A 15832-nucleotide genomic window follows, 5' to 3' on the forward strand; every position below is an offset into this window, starting at 1 on the left:
CGCGAACGGGGCGCGGGGAGGACATACTTCCCGCGCCCGGTTCCGTGGCCGTAACGCTGCCATTACAGCGGTTCTTTGGCCAAGACCCCTGACAGAAGGTCAGGAGGTCTTCACCGTGATGGTGCCGCTCTTGATGCCCTCTTCGGCCTTCTTGATCGCGGCCTGGATGTCGGCGTTGCCCGCGAAGGCCGGGTTCGAGTCCGACACGCTCACGCCGCCGTTCTCGAGGCTGCCGCGGACGACGCCGGTCGCCGGCTTGCCGTCGTGCACGGACTTGGCCAGCGTGTAGACCGCGCCCTCGACGTTCTTCATGGCCGAGGTCAGGATCGAGCCCTTGTACGCCTTCAGCGCGTCCTGCTTGTACTGGTCGGAGTCGACGCCGATGGCCCACACCTTGTGCGCGTTGGCGGCCTTGATGACACCCTGGCCGGACAGACCGGCGGCGGCGTAGACGACGTCCGCACCGGCGTCGATCTGGCCCTCGGCGGCGCTCTCGCCCTTGTCGGGGCTGGAGAAGCCACCCTCGGCGGCGGTCTCGGTCAGGTACTGCGACTTGACCGTGACGCCCTTCTTGGTGTCCTGGACGCCCTGCTTGAAGCCGGCCTCGAACTTGTGGATCAGCGGGACGTCCACACCACCGACGAAGCCGACCGTGTTGGTCTTGGTGGCCTTGGCGGCGGCGACACCGGCGAGGTAGGAGGCCTGCTCCTCGTGGAAGACCAGGTCGGCGACGTTGTCGGCCTTGATCTGCTCGTCGTCGACGATGCCGAAGGTGGTCTTCGGGTACTTGGCCGCGACCTCCTTGACGGCCGGCGCGTAGGCGAAGCCGACGCCGATCACCGGGTTGTAGCCCTGCTTGGCAAGGCTCTCCAGGCGCTGCACCTTGTCCGCGTCGGACTCGCCGTCCTGCGGCTCGACCGCGGAGGACTTGTAGCCGAACTCCTTGTCGGCCTTGTCCAGGCCGGCCGTGGCGGCATCGTTGAAGGACTGGTCGCCCTTGCCGCCGACGTCGTAGGCGAGCGCGAGGCCCAGGTTCTTGTCACTGCTGTTGGAGGACGAGGACGACGTGGAGGAGCTTCCGCAAGCGGAAACGGTCACGGCGAGAGCTGCGGTGGCAACACCCGCAGCCGCGATTCGGGACACCCGGCGCATGGAACTTGACTCCTTTGTGCAAGCGCCCAAACCAGGCGCTGGTTCCGCCGCAGCGTAACGCGCGTAGACCAGACGGAAAAACCCTTCTGTCCGGTCCGTTACCGAGCTGTGGCCACAGTCGCGTTCCAGGTTACGGACAGCAGTACGCCCCTTGCGGGAGGCAAGGGGCGTATGGGCTGCAAGGACGCCCGGAAGGGCGTAGCAAAAGGCCCGGCGGAAACGGCTCCGGGGCCGTTACTTGGTGTTTACCGTGATCTTGCCGTCGATGATGTCCTGCTTGGCCTTGTCGACCGCGGCGACGACGTCCGTCATGGCCTTGTACTTCGGGTTGGAGTCGGCGAATCCGACGCCGTCGTTGGAGAGGCTGCCGCGGACCACACCGGACAGCGGCTTGCCCGCGTGGACGGACTTGACGAGGTCGTAGACGGCGCCGCCGACGTTCTTCAGCGCCGAGCCGAGGATGTAGTCCTTGTACGCCGCCAGCGCGCTCTGGCTGTACTGGTCGGAGTCGACGCCGATGGCCCACACCTTCTTGGCCGCGGCCTCGGTGATCACGCCCTGGCCGGAGAGACCGGCCGCGTGGTAGATGACGTCGGCGCCCGCCTCTATCTGCCCGCTCGCCGCGTCCTTGCCCTTGTCGGGGCTGGAGAAGCCGCCTTCCTGGGGGGTCTCGGTGAGGTACTGCGACTCGATCTTGATGCTCGGGTTGACCGACTTGGCGCCCTGGACGTAACCGGCCTCGAACTTGTGGATCAGCGGGATGTCCACGCCGCCGATGAAACCGATGTGCGCCTTCTTGGTGGCCTTGGCGGCGGCGACACCGGCCAGGTACGAGGCCTGCTCCTCGTGGAAGACCAGGTCGGCGACGTTCTTGGCCTGGACCTGCTCGTCGTCGATGATGCCGAAGGTGATCTTCGGGAACTTGGCGGCGACCTCCTTGACGGCCGGCGCGTAGACGAAGCCGACGCCGATCACCGGGTTGTAGCCGGCCTGGGCGAGCTGGGTCAGCCGCTGCACCTTGTCCGCGTCGGACTCGCCGTCCTGCGGCTCGATGTCCTGGCCGCCGATCTTGAACTCCTTCTCGGCCTTCTGGAAACCGGCGAAGGCGGCGTCGTTGAACGACTGGTCGCCCTTGCCGCCGATGTCGTAGGCGAGGCCGATGCCCTTGCCCGAGTACGTGCCGCTGCTGGATTCCGAGTCGCTCGACTTGGAGTCGCTGCTGGACTTGCCGCAGCCGGCGGCGGCGAGCGCGACGACCGCGACGGTCACCGCGGCCTGGGAGAATCCCGTCCTCCGAGACATCAGACGCATTGAAAGCACCCCTTCATCCCCACGGCGCCGTGACCGGCCCGCTTTCCCCTTGGTGGCGCCGTTCAGGAGGGCTTCCCGTCATGCCGTTCCCGGTGGCGATTCCGGCGCACAGTAACGCGCGTAGAAGCGGAGGGGAACGGGGTTTCTCCGGGCCGTTATCGATTCGTGCCGACGCCGGGTTACAAGCGCGTCCCCGGGGTTACGGGTGGGTGACACAGGGGGACGAAGGAGCACCTTTCCGGCACCCCTTCGCCGCAGGTCCCTCAGTGGGCGCGGGTCGCCGCGTCCAGCAGCGCGGCCGCCGTGAAGAGCTCCACGCCGACGGTGATCGCCGACTCGTCCGCGTCGAAGTCGCCCTGGTGCAGGTCACGCACGGTGCGCTCGCCGGGGGTGCGGACGCCGAGCCGGGCCATCGCGCCGGGCACCCGCTCGAGGTACCAGGAGAAGTCCTCGCCGCCGAGGCTCTGCTCGGTGCCCTCCACGCCCGTCTCACCGCGCCGGGCGACCATGGCGTCACGCAGCAGTCCGGTCACGTCGGCGTCGTTGACGACGGGCGGGACCCCACGGACATAGGTGATCTCGGACTTGGCCCGGTGCAGGTTGGCGACCTCGTCGATCGCCGCGACGACGATGTCCGGGGCCTGCCGCCACGCCTCGATGTCCAGGCAGCGGACCGTCCCGGAGAGCTCGGCGTGCTGCGGGATCACGTTCGGCGCGTGGCCGCTCTCGATCCGGCCCCAGGTCACGGCGAGTCCGGCCCGGGTGTCGACGCGCCGGCCGACCAGGGCGGGGACGTCGGTGACGACCCGGGCGGCGGCCGTGACCAGGTCGGTGGTCAGGTGCGGGCGGGCGGTGTGGCCGCCGGGCCCGTCCAGGGCGATCTCCAGCCGGTCGCAGGCGGAGGTGATGGAGCCCTCGCGCAGCCCGATCCGGCCCGCGTCGACACGGGGGTCGCAGTGCACGGCGATGATCCGGCCGACGCCGTCCAGCGCCCCGTCCTCGATGGCGTCGGCGGCACCGCCGGGCAGCACCTCCTCGGCGGGCTGGAAGATCAGCCGCACGGGCCGCGGGAGCCGGCCCTGCCGGTGCAGCTCGGCGAGGACCAGCCCGGCGCCGAGGACGACGGTGGTGTGCACGTCGTGCCCGCAGGCGTGCGCGCGGTCCGGCACAGTGGAGCGGTACGCGCTCTCGGTCTTCGTGTCCGGGATGGGCAGCGCGTCGATGTCGGCGCGCAGGGCGAGGACGGGAACGCCGTCGGCTGCCGCGCCCCCTCCGCCCACCGTGCCGATGTCACAGACGAGGCCGGTCCCGACGGCCAGTACGCGTGGCTCGAGGCCCGCCTTCTCGAGGCGGGCCTTGATCGCGGCCGTCGTGCGGAACTCCTGGTTGCCGAGCTCAGGGTGCATGTGCATGTCGCGGCGGAAGGCCACGAGTTCTGCGCGCAGCGCCTCCGGCAAGGTGCCGGGAAGGGCGCCGACAGGTGCACCGGGGAGCACGTGTTCCCCTGACGGATCGGCCTCGGACTCTCGGGACATCAGTTGCTTCACCCTCTGAAGGGTAGGACGCCGGGGCGGTCAACTGAGGCGATCAACAAAAGTTCAACCCGTTAGGCGAAGAAAAGTTGGCCGCGCGGCGCATGGCTGCTGGGGGTGGTGGGTAAACTCACCGGCTTTTGGCCGGCACCCACACTTTCTGCCTTCCCTCCACGGATACCACGGACCACTGGAGAAACGCTGGGGCTGTCCACTTACCGGGACCGGCCCCGGTCCCGGAATCATCACCTGCACGCGGCGATCGCGCCACGGCGGGCGACTGCACGGGACGCGGTGGGCAGGGTGCGCGCATGGAGACGACGACCTGCGGGTGCGGCGAGGACCGGATCCCCGGAACCCTGGCGAGGGGCGTCGCGGAGCCGGCACTGACCGGGCTCGCGCTGATGGCTCTCACGGCGTGCGCGCTCGCGTGTGTGATGTGGGCCGTCCTGCGTGATGTGGGCCGTCCTGCGGTGGCGGGACAGGCATGCCGAGGAGCCCGAGGCCGGCTTCTTCGACGGGTTCGGCCGTTGGGAGGAGGACGAGGAGCCGGGCGAGCCGCCGCCCCGGCGGGGCGGCGGCTCGTGATCACCCGGGCCGGGGGTGACAGCTGTCTCCTCAGACCACGCTCACCGCGGCCAGCCGGTGCACGTCCTTGGCCGTGCCCGTCACCCCGGACAGAAAGCCCTGCGCCCTCGGCGAGGCGTGTTCCGTCAGCCAGGCCGGGTCGATGTCGCAGACCGCGACGCGGACGTCCGTGCCGGACAGGGCCAGCGGCAGGGTGTGGACGACCGTGGACGGGAAGCTGAGGACCGTCCGGCCGATGGGGCCCCGGCGGGCGATCAGTTCCAGCGGGAGGTCCGGGCGGACGACCTCGAGTCCCGTCTCGACGGCCAGCCGGTGGAGTTTGCCCGTGCTCTCCCGCCGGTGGGCGAAGTAGCGGGTCGCGCCGTGGGCCCTGGCCAGCGTCTGGACGGCCTCCAGATAGCGGTCGGCGTCCACCACGCCGGTCTCCACCAGCGAGGTGCCCACCATGTCCGCACTCTTCGTCACGCGCGGGGGGCCGAAGCGTTCCCGGGTCCAGGCGAAGACGTTGGGCGTGATCGTGACCCCGTCGGGGGCCTGCCTTATCGGCATGGACGAGAAGACCTCGACCCGGCGGTCCGCGCTCGGGGTGAGGTGGCGGCGGGCGGAGGAGGAGATCGGGGCGAACATCAGGTCGCGGGGGCCGGGGCGGCCGCCCCGGCGGTGCCAGCGCACGAGGCGTTCGCCGCGGGCCAGCTGGCCCACGAACTCCATCGTCGCCGTCCCGTCGTCCACCACGACCAGCTCGCTCGCCCTGGTGATGGTCAGCAGCAGCTGGACGTAGCGGGAGAACGGGTCGCCCATCACCATCCGTTCCGCGCGCCGCAGCAGCCGGGTGAGGCCGCCGATCGTGCGGAAGGGCGCCGTGGCGCCGCCGCGGGCCTCCTCCCAGCGGACGGTGTGACCTTCCCGGCGGGCCAGCTCGGCCATGCGGCGCAGCTGGCCGCGGGTCATCGGGTCGGTCGGGGACAGGACGACGAGGGTCAGCCCCGCGCCGGGCTCCTCCCCCGGGCGGAGTTCCCGGGCGTACGCCCATTCCAGGACGTTCAGGAGCTGCACCGGACTCTCGACGAAGGCGAGGGTGTGGGGGGTGGGGCCGGTGTTCTTCCCGGCGCGAGGACTCATCGTCGGACGACCATCCTGTAGGGCACTCGGAGAGGTGGTACTCAGGTCACACCGCGACCGGTTCGCCCGCCGCCGCCGCGATCTCCGCCTCCGCGACGGCGCCCGACACCCGGCGCAGCTTCTTCATCGGGCCGAGCTCCGAGTCGTAGACCTTCTTGACGCCGTCGCCGAGGGAGGCCTCGATGGTGCGGATGTCGCGGACGAGGCGGTGGAGGCCGCCCGGTTCCACGGAGGCCGCCTGGTCGGATCCCCACATCGCGCGGTCGAGGGTGATGTGCCGCTCGACGAAGACCGCGCCGAGGGCGACGGCGGCGAGGGAGGTCTGCAGGCCCGTCTCGTGGCCGGAGTAGCCGATCGGGACGTTGGGGTACTCCAGCTCCAGCGTGTTGATCACGCGGAGGTTGAGCTCCTCGGCCTTCGCCGGGTAGGTGGAGGTGGCGTGGCAGAGCAGGATGTTCTCCGAGCCGAGGACCTCGACGGCGTGGCGGATCTGCTTCGGGGTGGACATGCCGGTGGAGAGGATGACCGTCCTGCCGGTGCCGCGCAGGGCGCGCAGCAGTTCGTCGTCCGTCAGCGAGGCGGACGCCACCTTGTGCGCGGGGACGTCGAACCTCTCCAGGAAGGCGACCGCCTCGGTGTCCCACGGGGACGCGAACCAGGCGATGCCCTTCTCCTTGCAGTACGCGTCGATCTGCCGGTACTCGTCCTCGCCGAACTCGACGCGGTGGCGGTAGTCGATGTACGTCATCCGGCCCCAGGGCGTGTCGCGCTCGATGTCCCACTGGTCGCGCGGGGTGCAGATCTCGGGGGTGCGCTTCTGGAACTTGACGGCGTCGCAGCCGGCGTCGGCGGCGGCGTCGATCAGCCGGAAGGCGTTGTCGAGGTCGCCGTTGTGGTTGATGCCGATCTCGCCGGTGACGTAGACGGGGTGACCGGGGCCGACGGGGCGCGAACCGAGGAAGCGCAGACGGGAGTTGGCGCTGCTGCTGATGCTCATGGCGGAACGTTCCTTACTGGGGGAGGGTGTCGAGGGAGGGGCCGAGGATCCAGCCGGCGATCTCCCGGATCGCGCCGTCGCCACCGGGGACGGTGGTGACCGCGCGTGCGGCGCCGCGTACGACGTCGTGGGCGCTCGCGACCGCCACCGGCCAGCCGACGAGGGCGAAGCAGGGGAGGTCGTTGACGTCGTTGCCGACGTAGAGCACGCGCTCCGGCGCGATGCCCTGTTCCTCGCACCACTGCTTGAGCGCGAGGTCCTTGCGGTCGACGCCGTGCAGGACCGGGAGCCCGAGCTTGCGGGCGCGGGCGGCGACGACGGGGTTCTGTTCGGTCGAGAGGATCAGCATCCGCAGGCCCGACCTGCGCAGGGCGGCGATGCCGAGGCCGTCGCCGCGGTGGACGGAGACGAACTCCCGTCCGTCGGAGTCGATCAGCACCCGGTCGTCGGTCTGGGTGCCGTCGAAGTCGAGGACGACGGCGTCGATGTCCTCTGCGGTGGGAAGGGCGCCGGGGAGGTCGGCGTCGAAGAGGGGAGCCAGTGCGCGCGCCCGGGCCAGGTCGTGCGGGTCGTCGATCTCCAGGACCCGGGCGGGATCGGTGCGGACGAGTTCCGTGCGGCCGAAGAAGCGGTGCCGGTGCTTGCGGAATCCGGCCGCGTCCATCGCGTAGGCCGCGCCGGTCTCCAGGACGTCCTGGGGGCGGTCCTGGCGGCGCGGGCGGTGGGACTTGTCGTGGTTGACGCCGAAGCCGCCCTCGCTCACCTCGTCCGAGTGGCGCCAGACGAAGCCGTGGAAGGGGGCGACCGTGACGGCCGTGTCCGCACCCTGTTCGACGACGGCGCCGGCGACCGCGTCCACGTCCTCGCGGACGAGGAAGGGGCTGGTGCACTGCACGAGCAGGACGGTGCCGACCGGGGAGCCGTGCAGCGCCTCGTGGGCGTCCAGGGCGTGCAGGACGGCCGCCTCGGAGGTGGCGGTGTCGCCGGCGATGGCGGCCGGCCGCAGCACGACCTCCGCGCCCGCCTCCCGCGCCGCCGCCGCGATGGCGTGGTCGTCGGTGGAGACGACGACGTCCGTCACGAGCCGGGCCGCCCGGCACTCGCGGACCGCCCGGGCGACGAGCGGTACGCCGCCCACCGGCGCGAGGTTCTTCGCGGGGACGCCCTTGGAGCCGCCGCGCGCGGGGATCACCGCGAGCACACGGCGCATCCCGGCTGGTGAGTCGGACATGAGCTTCTCTCCTTGAAGGGTCACAGCTCCCCCATCCGCCGGATGACAGGCGCCACGCGCTGGACGCCGTGGCGGTAGGCGCCGCGTGCCGCCCGGCGCACGATCCGCCGGACCGGGCCCGGCTCCCGGTCGGCGGCCGGTTCACCGGGCAGCGGGCTGCCGTCGGGGCCGAGGTGGTGGCGGGCGAGGATGCCGGGCAGATAGCCGGGCGCGGTCTCGGGCGTGTAGTAGGGGGTGAGGGGCGGCAGGCCGCCGGGGCCGTCGAGCAGCTTGGTGATCCGCTCACGCGCCGCGTCGAAGGCCGTCGCGTACGAGCCGCCCCCGGAGGAGGGACCGCCGGCCGCGACGCCCTGCCGGGTCACCCACTCCTCGTGGGGGGCGGGCCGGTGCCCGGCGTCCAGCTGGTCCCACGAGGCGAGGCAGCCGGAGCCGACGAAGTGGTGGTTGCCGAGCGCCTCACGCACCCCGAGGTCGGTGAGGACGACGGTGGGGATCCGGCGGTGCAGGGACTCCAGGGCGGCCGTCGAACTGACCGTGACCATGAGGTCGGTGCGGTCGAGGACCTCGCCCATGTTTCCGTACACCAGGCGGAGGTTGGGCGGCGGACCGAGCTTCTGGGCCAGCTTCTGGTAGGGCAGTTCCTCGATGTGGGTGGTGTGTTCACCCGGCCTGGAGCGGAGCTTGAGCAGCACTTCGCGTTCGGGGTGCAGACGCGCGTGCCGCACCAGCCGGTCGAGCAGGTACGCCCGGTCCCTGCGGTTGTCCGGCACGGAGGGCTGCGCGGCGAAGACGACGGTGTAGGGCCTGCCCCGCTCCGCGGACGGGCCGGGTTCACCCGTGTACGGGGCGCCGCCCAGGAACGGCAGGGCGACCTCGGTCACCGACGAGGCGTCGGCGCCCACCCCCTCGTACACGGCGCGGAAACGTTCCGCGTCCTGGCGGGAGTTGGCGAGGACGAGGTCCGCGCCGTGCCGCAGCAGCAGGCCGTCGGCGAGTTTCTCGTAGACGACGCCGACATAGCCGGTGACGACGACGGGACGCTCGCCCTGCCCCTCCCAGACCCGCTTCAGGCCGTGCAGGAGCGCCTGGACGCCGCCGCCGACCAGCGCGAGGACGAGGACGTCGTACGACGTCCGCGCCATGGCGCGCAGGAACTCCAGCGCGGTGACCTCGCGCAGCGAGTCGGCGTGCACGCCGACCTCGGCCAGCTGGCGGGGGGTGGGCGTGGCCCGGCCGCGCAGCAGGAATCCGTCCAGGACGGGGGCGGCTTGCGCCCCGCTCCCGGGTCCGGCTTCCATGGAGGGCGCGATCCGCGTCGCGGTCAGCGCACCCCATTTCCACCGGGTGTCGGAGTCCGCGAGGACGGCGATCCGTGGGGGGTTGGCAGTACTTGCTGGCACGGACAGGACGCTAGAAAGCAAAAGCCAGGCTTTGCCCAATCACCCCTCAACAAAGAGTTAACAGCGGGCCACCGAACGCCGAACTGGCCCGCGAATTGCGGGAAAGCGCAGGGGGTGCACCATTCCGACACATCGAGTTCACCCCCCGTATCCGCACCGGAAAGTTCCGCTGCCGGGGCTCCTTCTAGGGTTTCGCAGGTGCCCAAGCTTTCCGTGATCGTGCCGTTCTTCAATGTTCAGCAATACGCGCCTGACACCCTTGCGAGCCTGCGTGCGAACACACGTGAGGACTTCGAGTTCATTCTGGTCGACGACTGTTCGACCGACGCGACCTCGGACATCCTTGCCCGTGCGGAGCGCGAACTGCCGGGCGCGGTGCTGGTCAGACACGAGAAGAACGGAGGGCTGGCGACCGCGAGAAACACCGGAATCGACACAGCCCGTGGCGATTATCTGACTTTCCTGGACGGCGATGACTGGCTCGCTCCCGGGTATTTCCCCCAACTCCTCTCCGTCATCGAGGAATTGGGTTGCGATTTCGTCCGTACCGACCATGTGCAGTGCACCGGGCGGGCGCGGAGCATTCACCGCGTCCCGCACGGCCGGCGCGGGGTGGTGATGAACCCGCGGGAGGCGATCCTGCCCGCCGACCGGTCCACCTCGGTGGACTACGCCTACGCCTGGGCCGGCGTCTACCACCGCCGCCTGGTCGACCGCGGACTGCTGCACTTCACCGACGGGCTGCGGACGGCCGAGGACCGGCCGTGGATCTGGAAGCTCCACCGGGAGGCGGACACCTTCGCCGTGACGGGGCTGCTGGGCGTCTACTACCGGCGCGGCGTGGCCTCTTCGCTCACCCAGATCGGCGACGTACGGCAACTGGACTTCATCCGCGCCTTCGACCAGGTGATCGAGGAGACGACGGCCGACGCCGAGGGCGAAATGCTGCTGCCCAAGGCGGTGCGCACCTACTGCGCGATCATGACCCATCACCTCGGCTCGATCGAGAGGTTCGAACCCGCCGTGGCCCGGAAACTGCGCTCCCTGTGCGCCGCCGCCCTGAAACGAATGCCGCAGGACGTGCTGGCGGAGGTCATGGACTCGATGGACGTACAGCGGGCGGGGGTACTGCGGCGGGTGCGCCGCAGGCCGGTGACGGCACGGACGACGACCGCGCGGACGGCGGCGGCGCGGACGGTGGACGTCTGATGCCTCGCACCACCCGGATCTTCTGCGTCTCGACCCTGTACGGCGCCGCGACCCTCGCCGCGGCCCTCGACGCCGGGCTCTTCGAACCGACCGACCGCCGGCTGCTGCTGGTCACCAACAACGCGGTCAACCCGGAGACCACGCCGTCCGTCGACGCCATGCCGGGCTTCGCCCGGATCCGTGAACGCTTCGACGAGGTGCTGTCCTGGAACGAGACCATCTCCCCCTTCCACCCCGGCGCCTGGGGCCCGCGCGGGGACGACATCCCCCTGTGGGAGCGGCACGTACGGCTGCTGTGGGACCTCGGCGACGACGAGGTCCACCTGGCGGTGGAGTCCATCCAGGTGAACCCGGCGCTGGCGCTGTGCCAGCTGTTCACCGGCGCTCCCGTCGACGCCTACGCCGACGGCCTGATGAGCTACGGCCCCACGCGCGACAAGATCGACCCGCTGGTCGGCACCCGGGTCGGGCGGCTGCTGCACCTCGATCTGGTGCCGGGCCTCACTCCCCTGCTGCTCACCGAGTTCGGCGTGCCGCCGGTGCTGGTGCCGTCCGAGGCGTTCCTGAAGGTGCTGAACGAACTCGCCTCGGCGGAGGCCGAGTTGCCGGCCGCCGGGGAGCAACCGGCTCTGCTCCTCGGGCAGTACCTCTCGGCGCTCGGCATCATCGGCGACGCCGAGGAGGAGGCACTGCACCGGGACATGGTGCGCGGCGCCGTGGCGCTCGGCCACCACAGGCTCGTCTTCAAGCCGCACCCGGTGGCCCCCGCCCGCTGGTCCCGGCTGCTGGAGGACGAGGCGAAGAAGCTGGGCGCCGAACTCGAGATCCTCGACCGGCCCGTCCTCGCGGAGGTGGCCTACCAGCGGCTGCGGCCCGCCCTCGTCGTCGGCTGCTTCTCCACCGCGCTGCTCACCGCCGCCGGTCTGTACGGCCTTCCGGTCGCCCGGGTCGGCACCGGCACCGTGCTGGCCAGGCTCACGCCCTACCAGAACAGCAACCGGGTGCCGCTCACCATCGTCGACGCGCTGCTGCCGGACCTCGCGGACAGGGCGGCGGTGGAGGCGTGGGCCATGCCGTCGCCGGAGCGGGTGGACGAACTGTCCGCGCTCGTCACCGCCGTCGGCTACGCGATGCAGCCCAAGATCTATCCGAGGCTGCTGGGTGCGGCGGAGCGCTATCTCTCCACCCGCCTCGACCCGCACACCTGGCGCTACTTCAAGCGCCGGCGGCTGGCGGCGCTGGCCCTGCCCGGCGCCGTACCGAACCAGCTCGCCTTCATCCCGCGCAACGCGACCGTCCGCCGCCTCGCACGGCGGGCGCGGGCCCTGAAGCGGGCGACGGGCGGAAACAAGACATAACGGGGCAGCCGTTCATCCGATCGTCATTCTCACGCCGTCCATGGGCCAGCCGTCACTCACCCCTCCCACGTCGGAGCTGCCTAGCGTCCAGTCGTCGACGCGACGGCGATGACCGTCGCGGACGACGGAACACACCTCATGACTCCCACGGAAGGTCCCCAGGATGAGCGCGGCTGACCAGGCGGCGGCACCGGCCCCGACACCGGCTCCGACGACGCCGGCTCCGACGACACCGGCACTCCGGCTGGACCTTCTCGTCCCCGACCGGGCTCCGGTCCGGCCCCGGACGGAGAGCCGGCTGCGCGCCCTGGACGGGCTGCGCCTGCTGGCCGCCCTGATGGTCTGCATCTACCACTACGCCGGCAAGAACGGCGAGGTCGCGCAGTCCTGGCACCAGTCCCCCGCCGCGAAGTTCCCGACGCTGTCGCAGTTCGCGACCTACGGCAGCCTGGGCGTGCAGTTCTTCTTCCTGATCAGCGGGTTCGTGATCTGCATGAGCAGCTGGGGCCGGAGCATCGGCGACTTCTTCCGCTCCCGGGTCACCCGTCTGTACCCGGCGTACTGGGCGGCGATCGTCCTGGTCACCGCCGCGGGGATCGTCCTGCCGGTGGTGGCCTCGCCGCTCCGCTCGGACGAGATCCTCACCAACCTCACCATGCTCCAGCAGCCGATGGGCGTACCCCGGGTGCTGGGGGTGGACTGGACGCTCTGGGTGGAGGTCCGCTTCTACGCCCTGTTCGCGCTGTTCGTGGTCCGGCGGGGCGTCACCTACCGCCGGGTGGTGATGTTCTGCTGCCTGTGGACACTGGCCGGCGTCTTCGCCCGGGTCGCCGACAACCCGCTGACCGACGAGCTGGTGATGCGCGACCACGCCCCGTACTTCATCGGCGGTCTCGCCCTGTACCTGATCCACCGCTTCGGCAACAGCCTGCTGCCGTGGGGCATCGTGGTCTTCAGCTTCCTGCTCGGCCAGCGCTACTCGGTCACGGCCCTGTGGCACCCCGGCCCGCAGGGCGCCTTCCACCGCAGCCCGTACGTCATCCAGCTGATCGTCCTCGTCGCCTTCGTCGCCGTCGCCGCGGTGGCCGTGGGCTGGACGAGCCGGGCGAACTGGCGCTGGCTGACGGTGGCCGGGGCGCTGACGTACCCCTTCTACCTGATCCACGAGCATCTGGGCTGGTTCTTCATCCGGGTGCTGTACCGCGACTTCGGCCTGAACCCGTGGCTGACGTTCGGCGCGACGGTGCTGTCCATGCTGGCGATCGCGTGGCTTCTCCACCGGTTCGTGGAGAAGCCGGTCGGGCCCCGGCTGAAGCGGGCCCTCGCCGTACGGCGGGCTTGAGCGGTCCGGAGTCCTGCGGTGCCGCGATGGCCGCCGGCCGTCCGCGGCGCCGTCGTGGCTGGTCGCGGCCGCGCGGCGGAGCCGCAGATCGACAACGCCCCGCGCCCCTGAGCGGGGCGCTGCGCGCCCCCGCTGCCCCGCGCCCCCGCTGCCCCGCGCCCCCGCTCACCCGCTCACCCGCTACCGCGTCGTCTGTCGGAGGCGGCGTACCGCTCGGCGTACCGTCGGGTTGCGGCGCAGGGCCTCGGCTCGGACGGGGGCGCCGCCCGGGAGGCGGAGGCTTGTGAGGCGGCGGCGCTTGAAGTAGCGCCGGTACGGGGACGGACCGGCCAGGTTGGCGGCGAGCCAGGCGGCCGTCTCCTCGCGCCGGGCGTGGTGTTTGCGGGACTGCATGCAGTACCCCACGGCCCGGATCAGGGGCGTCAGTTCCTCGGCCGCTCCCGTGAGTTCGACGGGGGCGCCGGGTTCCGCGCGCTCCGCGTCGGGCAGCGCCGCGTCGATGATGGTGAGCGGGACGCGGTTGCTGTTCTCGTACGGCGTGATGCGGTCCAGGAGCAGGTCCGTGCCGACGCGGGCGACGGGGATGCCGTAGAAGGCGGCGGCGGTCATCAGCGCCGTGGAGAAGCAGCCGATGACGAGCTTCGGCTTCAGGAAGGCGAACACCGTCTCGGCGAGGATCGGTTCGTTCAGCACGGTGAGCCGCACGCCGAGTTCCCCGGCGGCCGCCTCCAGGGACTCGCTGTAGACGGCGGGCGCGCTCGGGTGCGGCTTGAACAGCACGTCCTCGTGACCCGCCCGGGCGGCGGCACGCAGCATGCGGATGTGCAGCCGCTCCTCCTCGTCCTGGGTGATCAGGTCGATCGCGGAGAGGTACTGGCCGAGGAGTACGGCGGTGGCCGGGTGGCCGGCGGGGAGACGTTCGGCGAGGAGGCCGGCGCCGGACTCGCCGATCTGCGCGAGGACGTCGACCATCGCCTCCCCCGGCACCGCCTCCGGCCGGACGCCGTACTCGGACAGGAGCATCGGCCGCAGACCCGGCACCAGGTCGAGGTGGAGCACGCGCGCGATGCGGCTGCTCAGACCGTGCGGGATGCGGTTGCGGGTGGGGCCGTAGCTCATCAGACCGTCCGCGTAGACGTGGATCGGGCTGTCCGCGAAGATGTCGGCGATCGCGCGTGAGGGGTTGGCCTGGATGGACTCGCAGGCGACCTCGACGTGTTCGTCGCCCAGGTCCCAGGCGAGGCGTACGGCCTTCTCCCAGAGCCCGGTGTCCTGGGAGCGCGGTGACCAGCCGGCCGGGTGGTGCGGGGAGATGAACTCGTTCCAGGAGTACACCTGGTCGAACTCGGGGCGCAGCTTCTCGAAGCCGGCCATCCGGTCCAGCGGGGTGCCGACCTCCGGTACGGCGGCGGTGTTGCTGACGACGAGGATGCGGCGGACGCCCTCGCGCGGGCCGAACTGCCCGGCGCGGACCGCGGCGGTGACGGTCGCGGCCGCGTACTGGGTGGCCGAGCAGAATATCTGGATCATGCCGCCACGCCCTTCATGCCACCGCGCACCCGGCGCAGTACGTGTACGCGTTCCTCGCCCATCCCCACCACCGCCTCGCTCAGTTCCTCCTCGCTCATCGCGCCCAGCGACTCGGCGGCCAGCCGCTTCAGCCTCGTGGCCACGCTGCGCTCGAACCGGCGCCGGTCGAGCAGCTGGTGGGCGATGACGACACAGAAGTTGCGCAGCGCCTTCGCGCGCAGCCGGCCGGCCTCGGGGTCCTCGGCGAGCTCGGCGAGGACGAGGTCGAAGGCGCGGAAGAAGTCCAGTTGGCGCACGTCGCCGATCTGGGTGAGCGAACTGGCGATGCCCCGGCGGTAGAAGACCCCGTGCAGGCTGGCGACGACGTAGGACTCCGCCCTGCGGTGCAGGTCCCAGATCCACGGCCGGTCCTCGGCGGTGCGCAGCCCGTCGTGGAAGCGGAGCATGCCCCGGTCGAGCAGCCGGCGGTGATAGATCCCGGCCCAGGCGTACGGGTAGTCGACCATCGTGGTGTCGTCCACGGGGAGGATGGAGGTGCGCGGGTCGAGCGGCGTGTGGCGGCGGCCCTCGGGCGCCCGGTGAACGGCCCGCTCGACTCCCGTGACCTGCACATGGTCGGTGCGTACGAAGTCGGCGTCGAACCGCTCGATCACGTCCACCAGCCGGGACAGGTAGCCCGGTGCCAGCCAGTCGTCACCGTCGAGGAAGGTGAGGTAGCGGCCTTCCGCGACGTCGATGCCGGTGTTGCGCGCGGTCGCCAGTCCGCCGTTGCGCTCGTGCCGGACGACCCGGCTGTTCCCGAGCCGCTCCGTCAGGGCGAGGAGCGCCTCGTAGGTCCTGTCCCTGGTGGATCTGTCCTCGACGAAGATGAACTCGAAGTCGTCCCGCGCATTGTTGACCAGGCTGGTCACGGTCTCGGGCAGATAGGACTCGATGTTGTAGCAAGGGACGACGACGGACAGGGTCGGTGTGTTGGCCACGTGTGCGCACCTGGATTCTCAGCGGGAAGTCAAGTGATCCTAAGAAAATCGGATCGGCGTCCGATGTCCCGTCACCGAAA

The 15832-nt window shown here is 70.9% G+C and carries 13 protein-coding genes; 4 read left to right on the plus strand and 9 right to left on the minus strand.

All coding sequences use genetic code 11. The annotated features are described in order from the left end of the window. Positions 1-99: 99 nt before the first annotated feature. From ACFWBB_RS13620 to ACFWBB_RS13630, 3 genes are all read right to left on the minus strand, one after another. The gene (locus tag ACFWBB_RS13620) at positions 100-1152 is read right to left on the minus strand and encodes a BMP family protein (protein WP_385270366.1); all 1053 of its coding nucleotides are present in this window, start codon (positions 1150-1152) and stop codon (positions 100-102) included. 234 nt (positions 1153-1386) lie between these two features. Beyond that, complete coding sequence (locus tag ACFWBB_RS13625) at positions 1387-2454, minus strand: BMP family protein (RefSeq protein WP_385270368.1); 1068 nt, start codon at positions 2452-2454, stop codon at positions 1387-1389. A gap of 272 nt (positions 2455-2726) precedes the next feature. Then, entirely contained in the window at positions 2727-3998 is a 1272-nt protein-coding gene (locus ACFWBB_RS13630; protein WP_385270580.1) for an amidohydrolase, read from the minus strand. A 450-nt stretch (positions 3999-4448) separates the two neighbouring features. Here ACFWBB_RS13630 and ACFWBB_RS13635 point away from each other — a divergent pair, with 450 nt between their 5' ends. After that, complete coding sequence (locus ACFWBB_RS13635) at positions 4449-4583, plus strand: hypothetical protein (protein ID WP_385270370.1); 135 nt, start codon at positions 4449-4451, stop codon at positions 4581-4583. Positions 4584-4613: 30 nt separating this feature from the next. On the opposite strand, the gene ACFWBB_RS13640 is transcribed toward ACFWBB_RS13635, so the two are convergent. The 4 genes from ACFWBB_RS13640 to ACFWBB_RS13655 are packed head-to-tail and all read right to left on the minus strand — an operon-like array spanning position 4614 to position 9333. Next, positions 4614-5705 (minus strand): hypothetical protein, encoded by a 1092-nt coding sequence (locus ACFWBB_RS13640; RefSeq protein ID WP_385270372.1) that lies wholly within the window; start codon positions 5703-5705, stop codon positions 4614-4616. A 46-nt stretch (positions 5706-5751) separates the two neighbouring features. Next, the gene (locus tag ACFWBB_RS13645) at positions 5752-6702 is read right to left on the minus strand and encodes an N-acetylneuraminate synthase family protein (RefSeq protein ID WP_385270374.1); all 951 of its coding nucleotides are present in this window, start codon (positions 6700-6702) and stop codon (positions 5752-5754) included. 13 nt (positions 6703-6715) lie between these two features. Further along, a complete protein-coding gene (locus ACFWBB_RS13650; RefSeq protein WP_385270376.1) occupies positions 6716-7933 on the minus strand; it encodes a cytidylyltransferase domain-containing protein in 1218 nt (405 codons plus the stop codon). Between the two features lie 20 nt (positions 7934-7953). Continuing rightward, on the minus strand, positions 7954-9333 hold the full coding sequence (locus ACFWBB_RS13655) for a DUF6716 putative glycosyltransferase (RefSeq protein ID WP_385270378.1): 1380 nt from the start codon (positions 9331-9333) through the stop codon (positions 7954-7956). Positions 9334-9531: 198 nt separating this feature from the next. Between ACFWBB_RS13655 and ACFWBB_RS13660 the strand changes: the two genes are divergently transcribed. The 3 genes from ACFWBB_RS13660 (at position 9532) to ACFWBB_RS13670 (ending at position 13242) form a co-directional block, all read left to right on the plus strand. After that, complete coding sequence (locus tag ACFWBB_RS13660) at positions 9532-10542, plus strand: glycosyltransferase family 2 protein (protein WP_385270380.1); 1011 nt, start codon at positions 9532-9534, stop codon at positions 10540-10542. Further along, positions 10542-11900 (plus strand): polysialyltransferase family glycosyltransferase, encoded by a 1359-nt coding sequence (locus ACFWBB_RS13665; RefSeq protein ID WP_385270382.1) that lies wholly within the window; start codon positions 10542-10544, stop codon positions 11898-11900. The genes ACFWBB_RS13660 and ACFWBB_RS13665 overlap by 1 nt, the downstream gene beginning before the upstream one ends. A gap of 163 nt (positions 11901-12063) precedes the next feature. Then, positions 12064-13242: an acyltransferase family protein gene (locus ACFWBB_RS13670; protein ID WP_385270384.1), complete on the plus strand. Its 1179-nt coding sequence runs from the start codon at positions 12064-12066 to the stop codon at positions 13240-13242. A gap of 180 nt (positions 13243-13422) precedes the next feature. Here ACFWBB_RS13670 and ACFWBB_RS13675 read toward each other — a convergent pair whose 3' ends face one another. Next, on the minus strand, positions 13423-14772 hold the full coding sequence (locus ACFWBB_RS13675; protein WP_385270386.1) for a polysialyltransferase family glycosyltransferase: 1350 nt from the start codon (positions 14770-14772) through the stop codon (positions 13423-13425). Further along, positions 14769-15752, minus strand: a complete 984-nt coding sequence (locus tag ACFWBB_RS13680; RefSeq protein ID WP_385270388.1) for a glycosyltransferase family 2 protein — start codon at positions 15750-15752, stop codon at positions 14769-14771. The genes ACFWBB_RS13675 and ACFWBB_RS13680 overlap by 4 nt, the downstream gene beginning before the upstream one ends. Positions 15753-15832: the final 80 nt, after the last annotated feature.

It is taken from the genome of Streptomyces sp. NPDC060000, from assembly GCF_042737375.1.
Classification (GTDB): domain Bacteria; phylum Actinomycetota; class Actinomycetes; order Streptomycetales; family Streptomycetaceae; genus Streptomyces.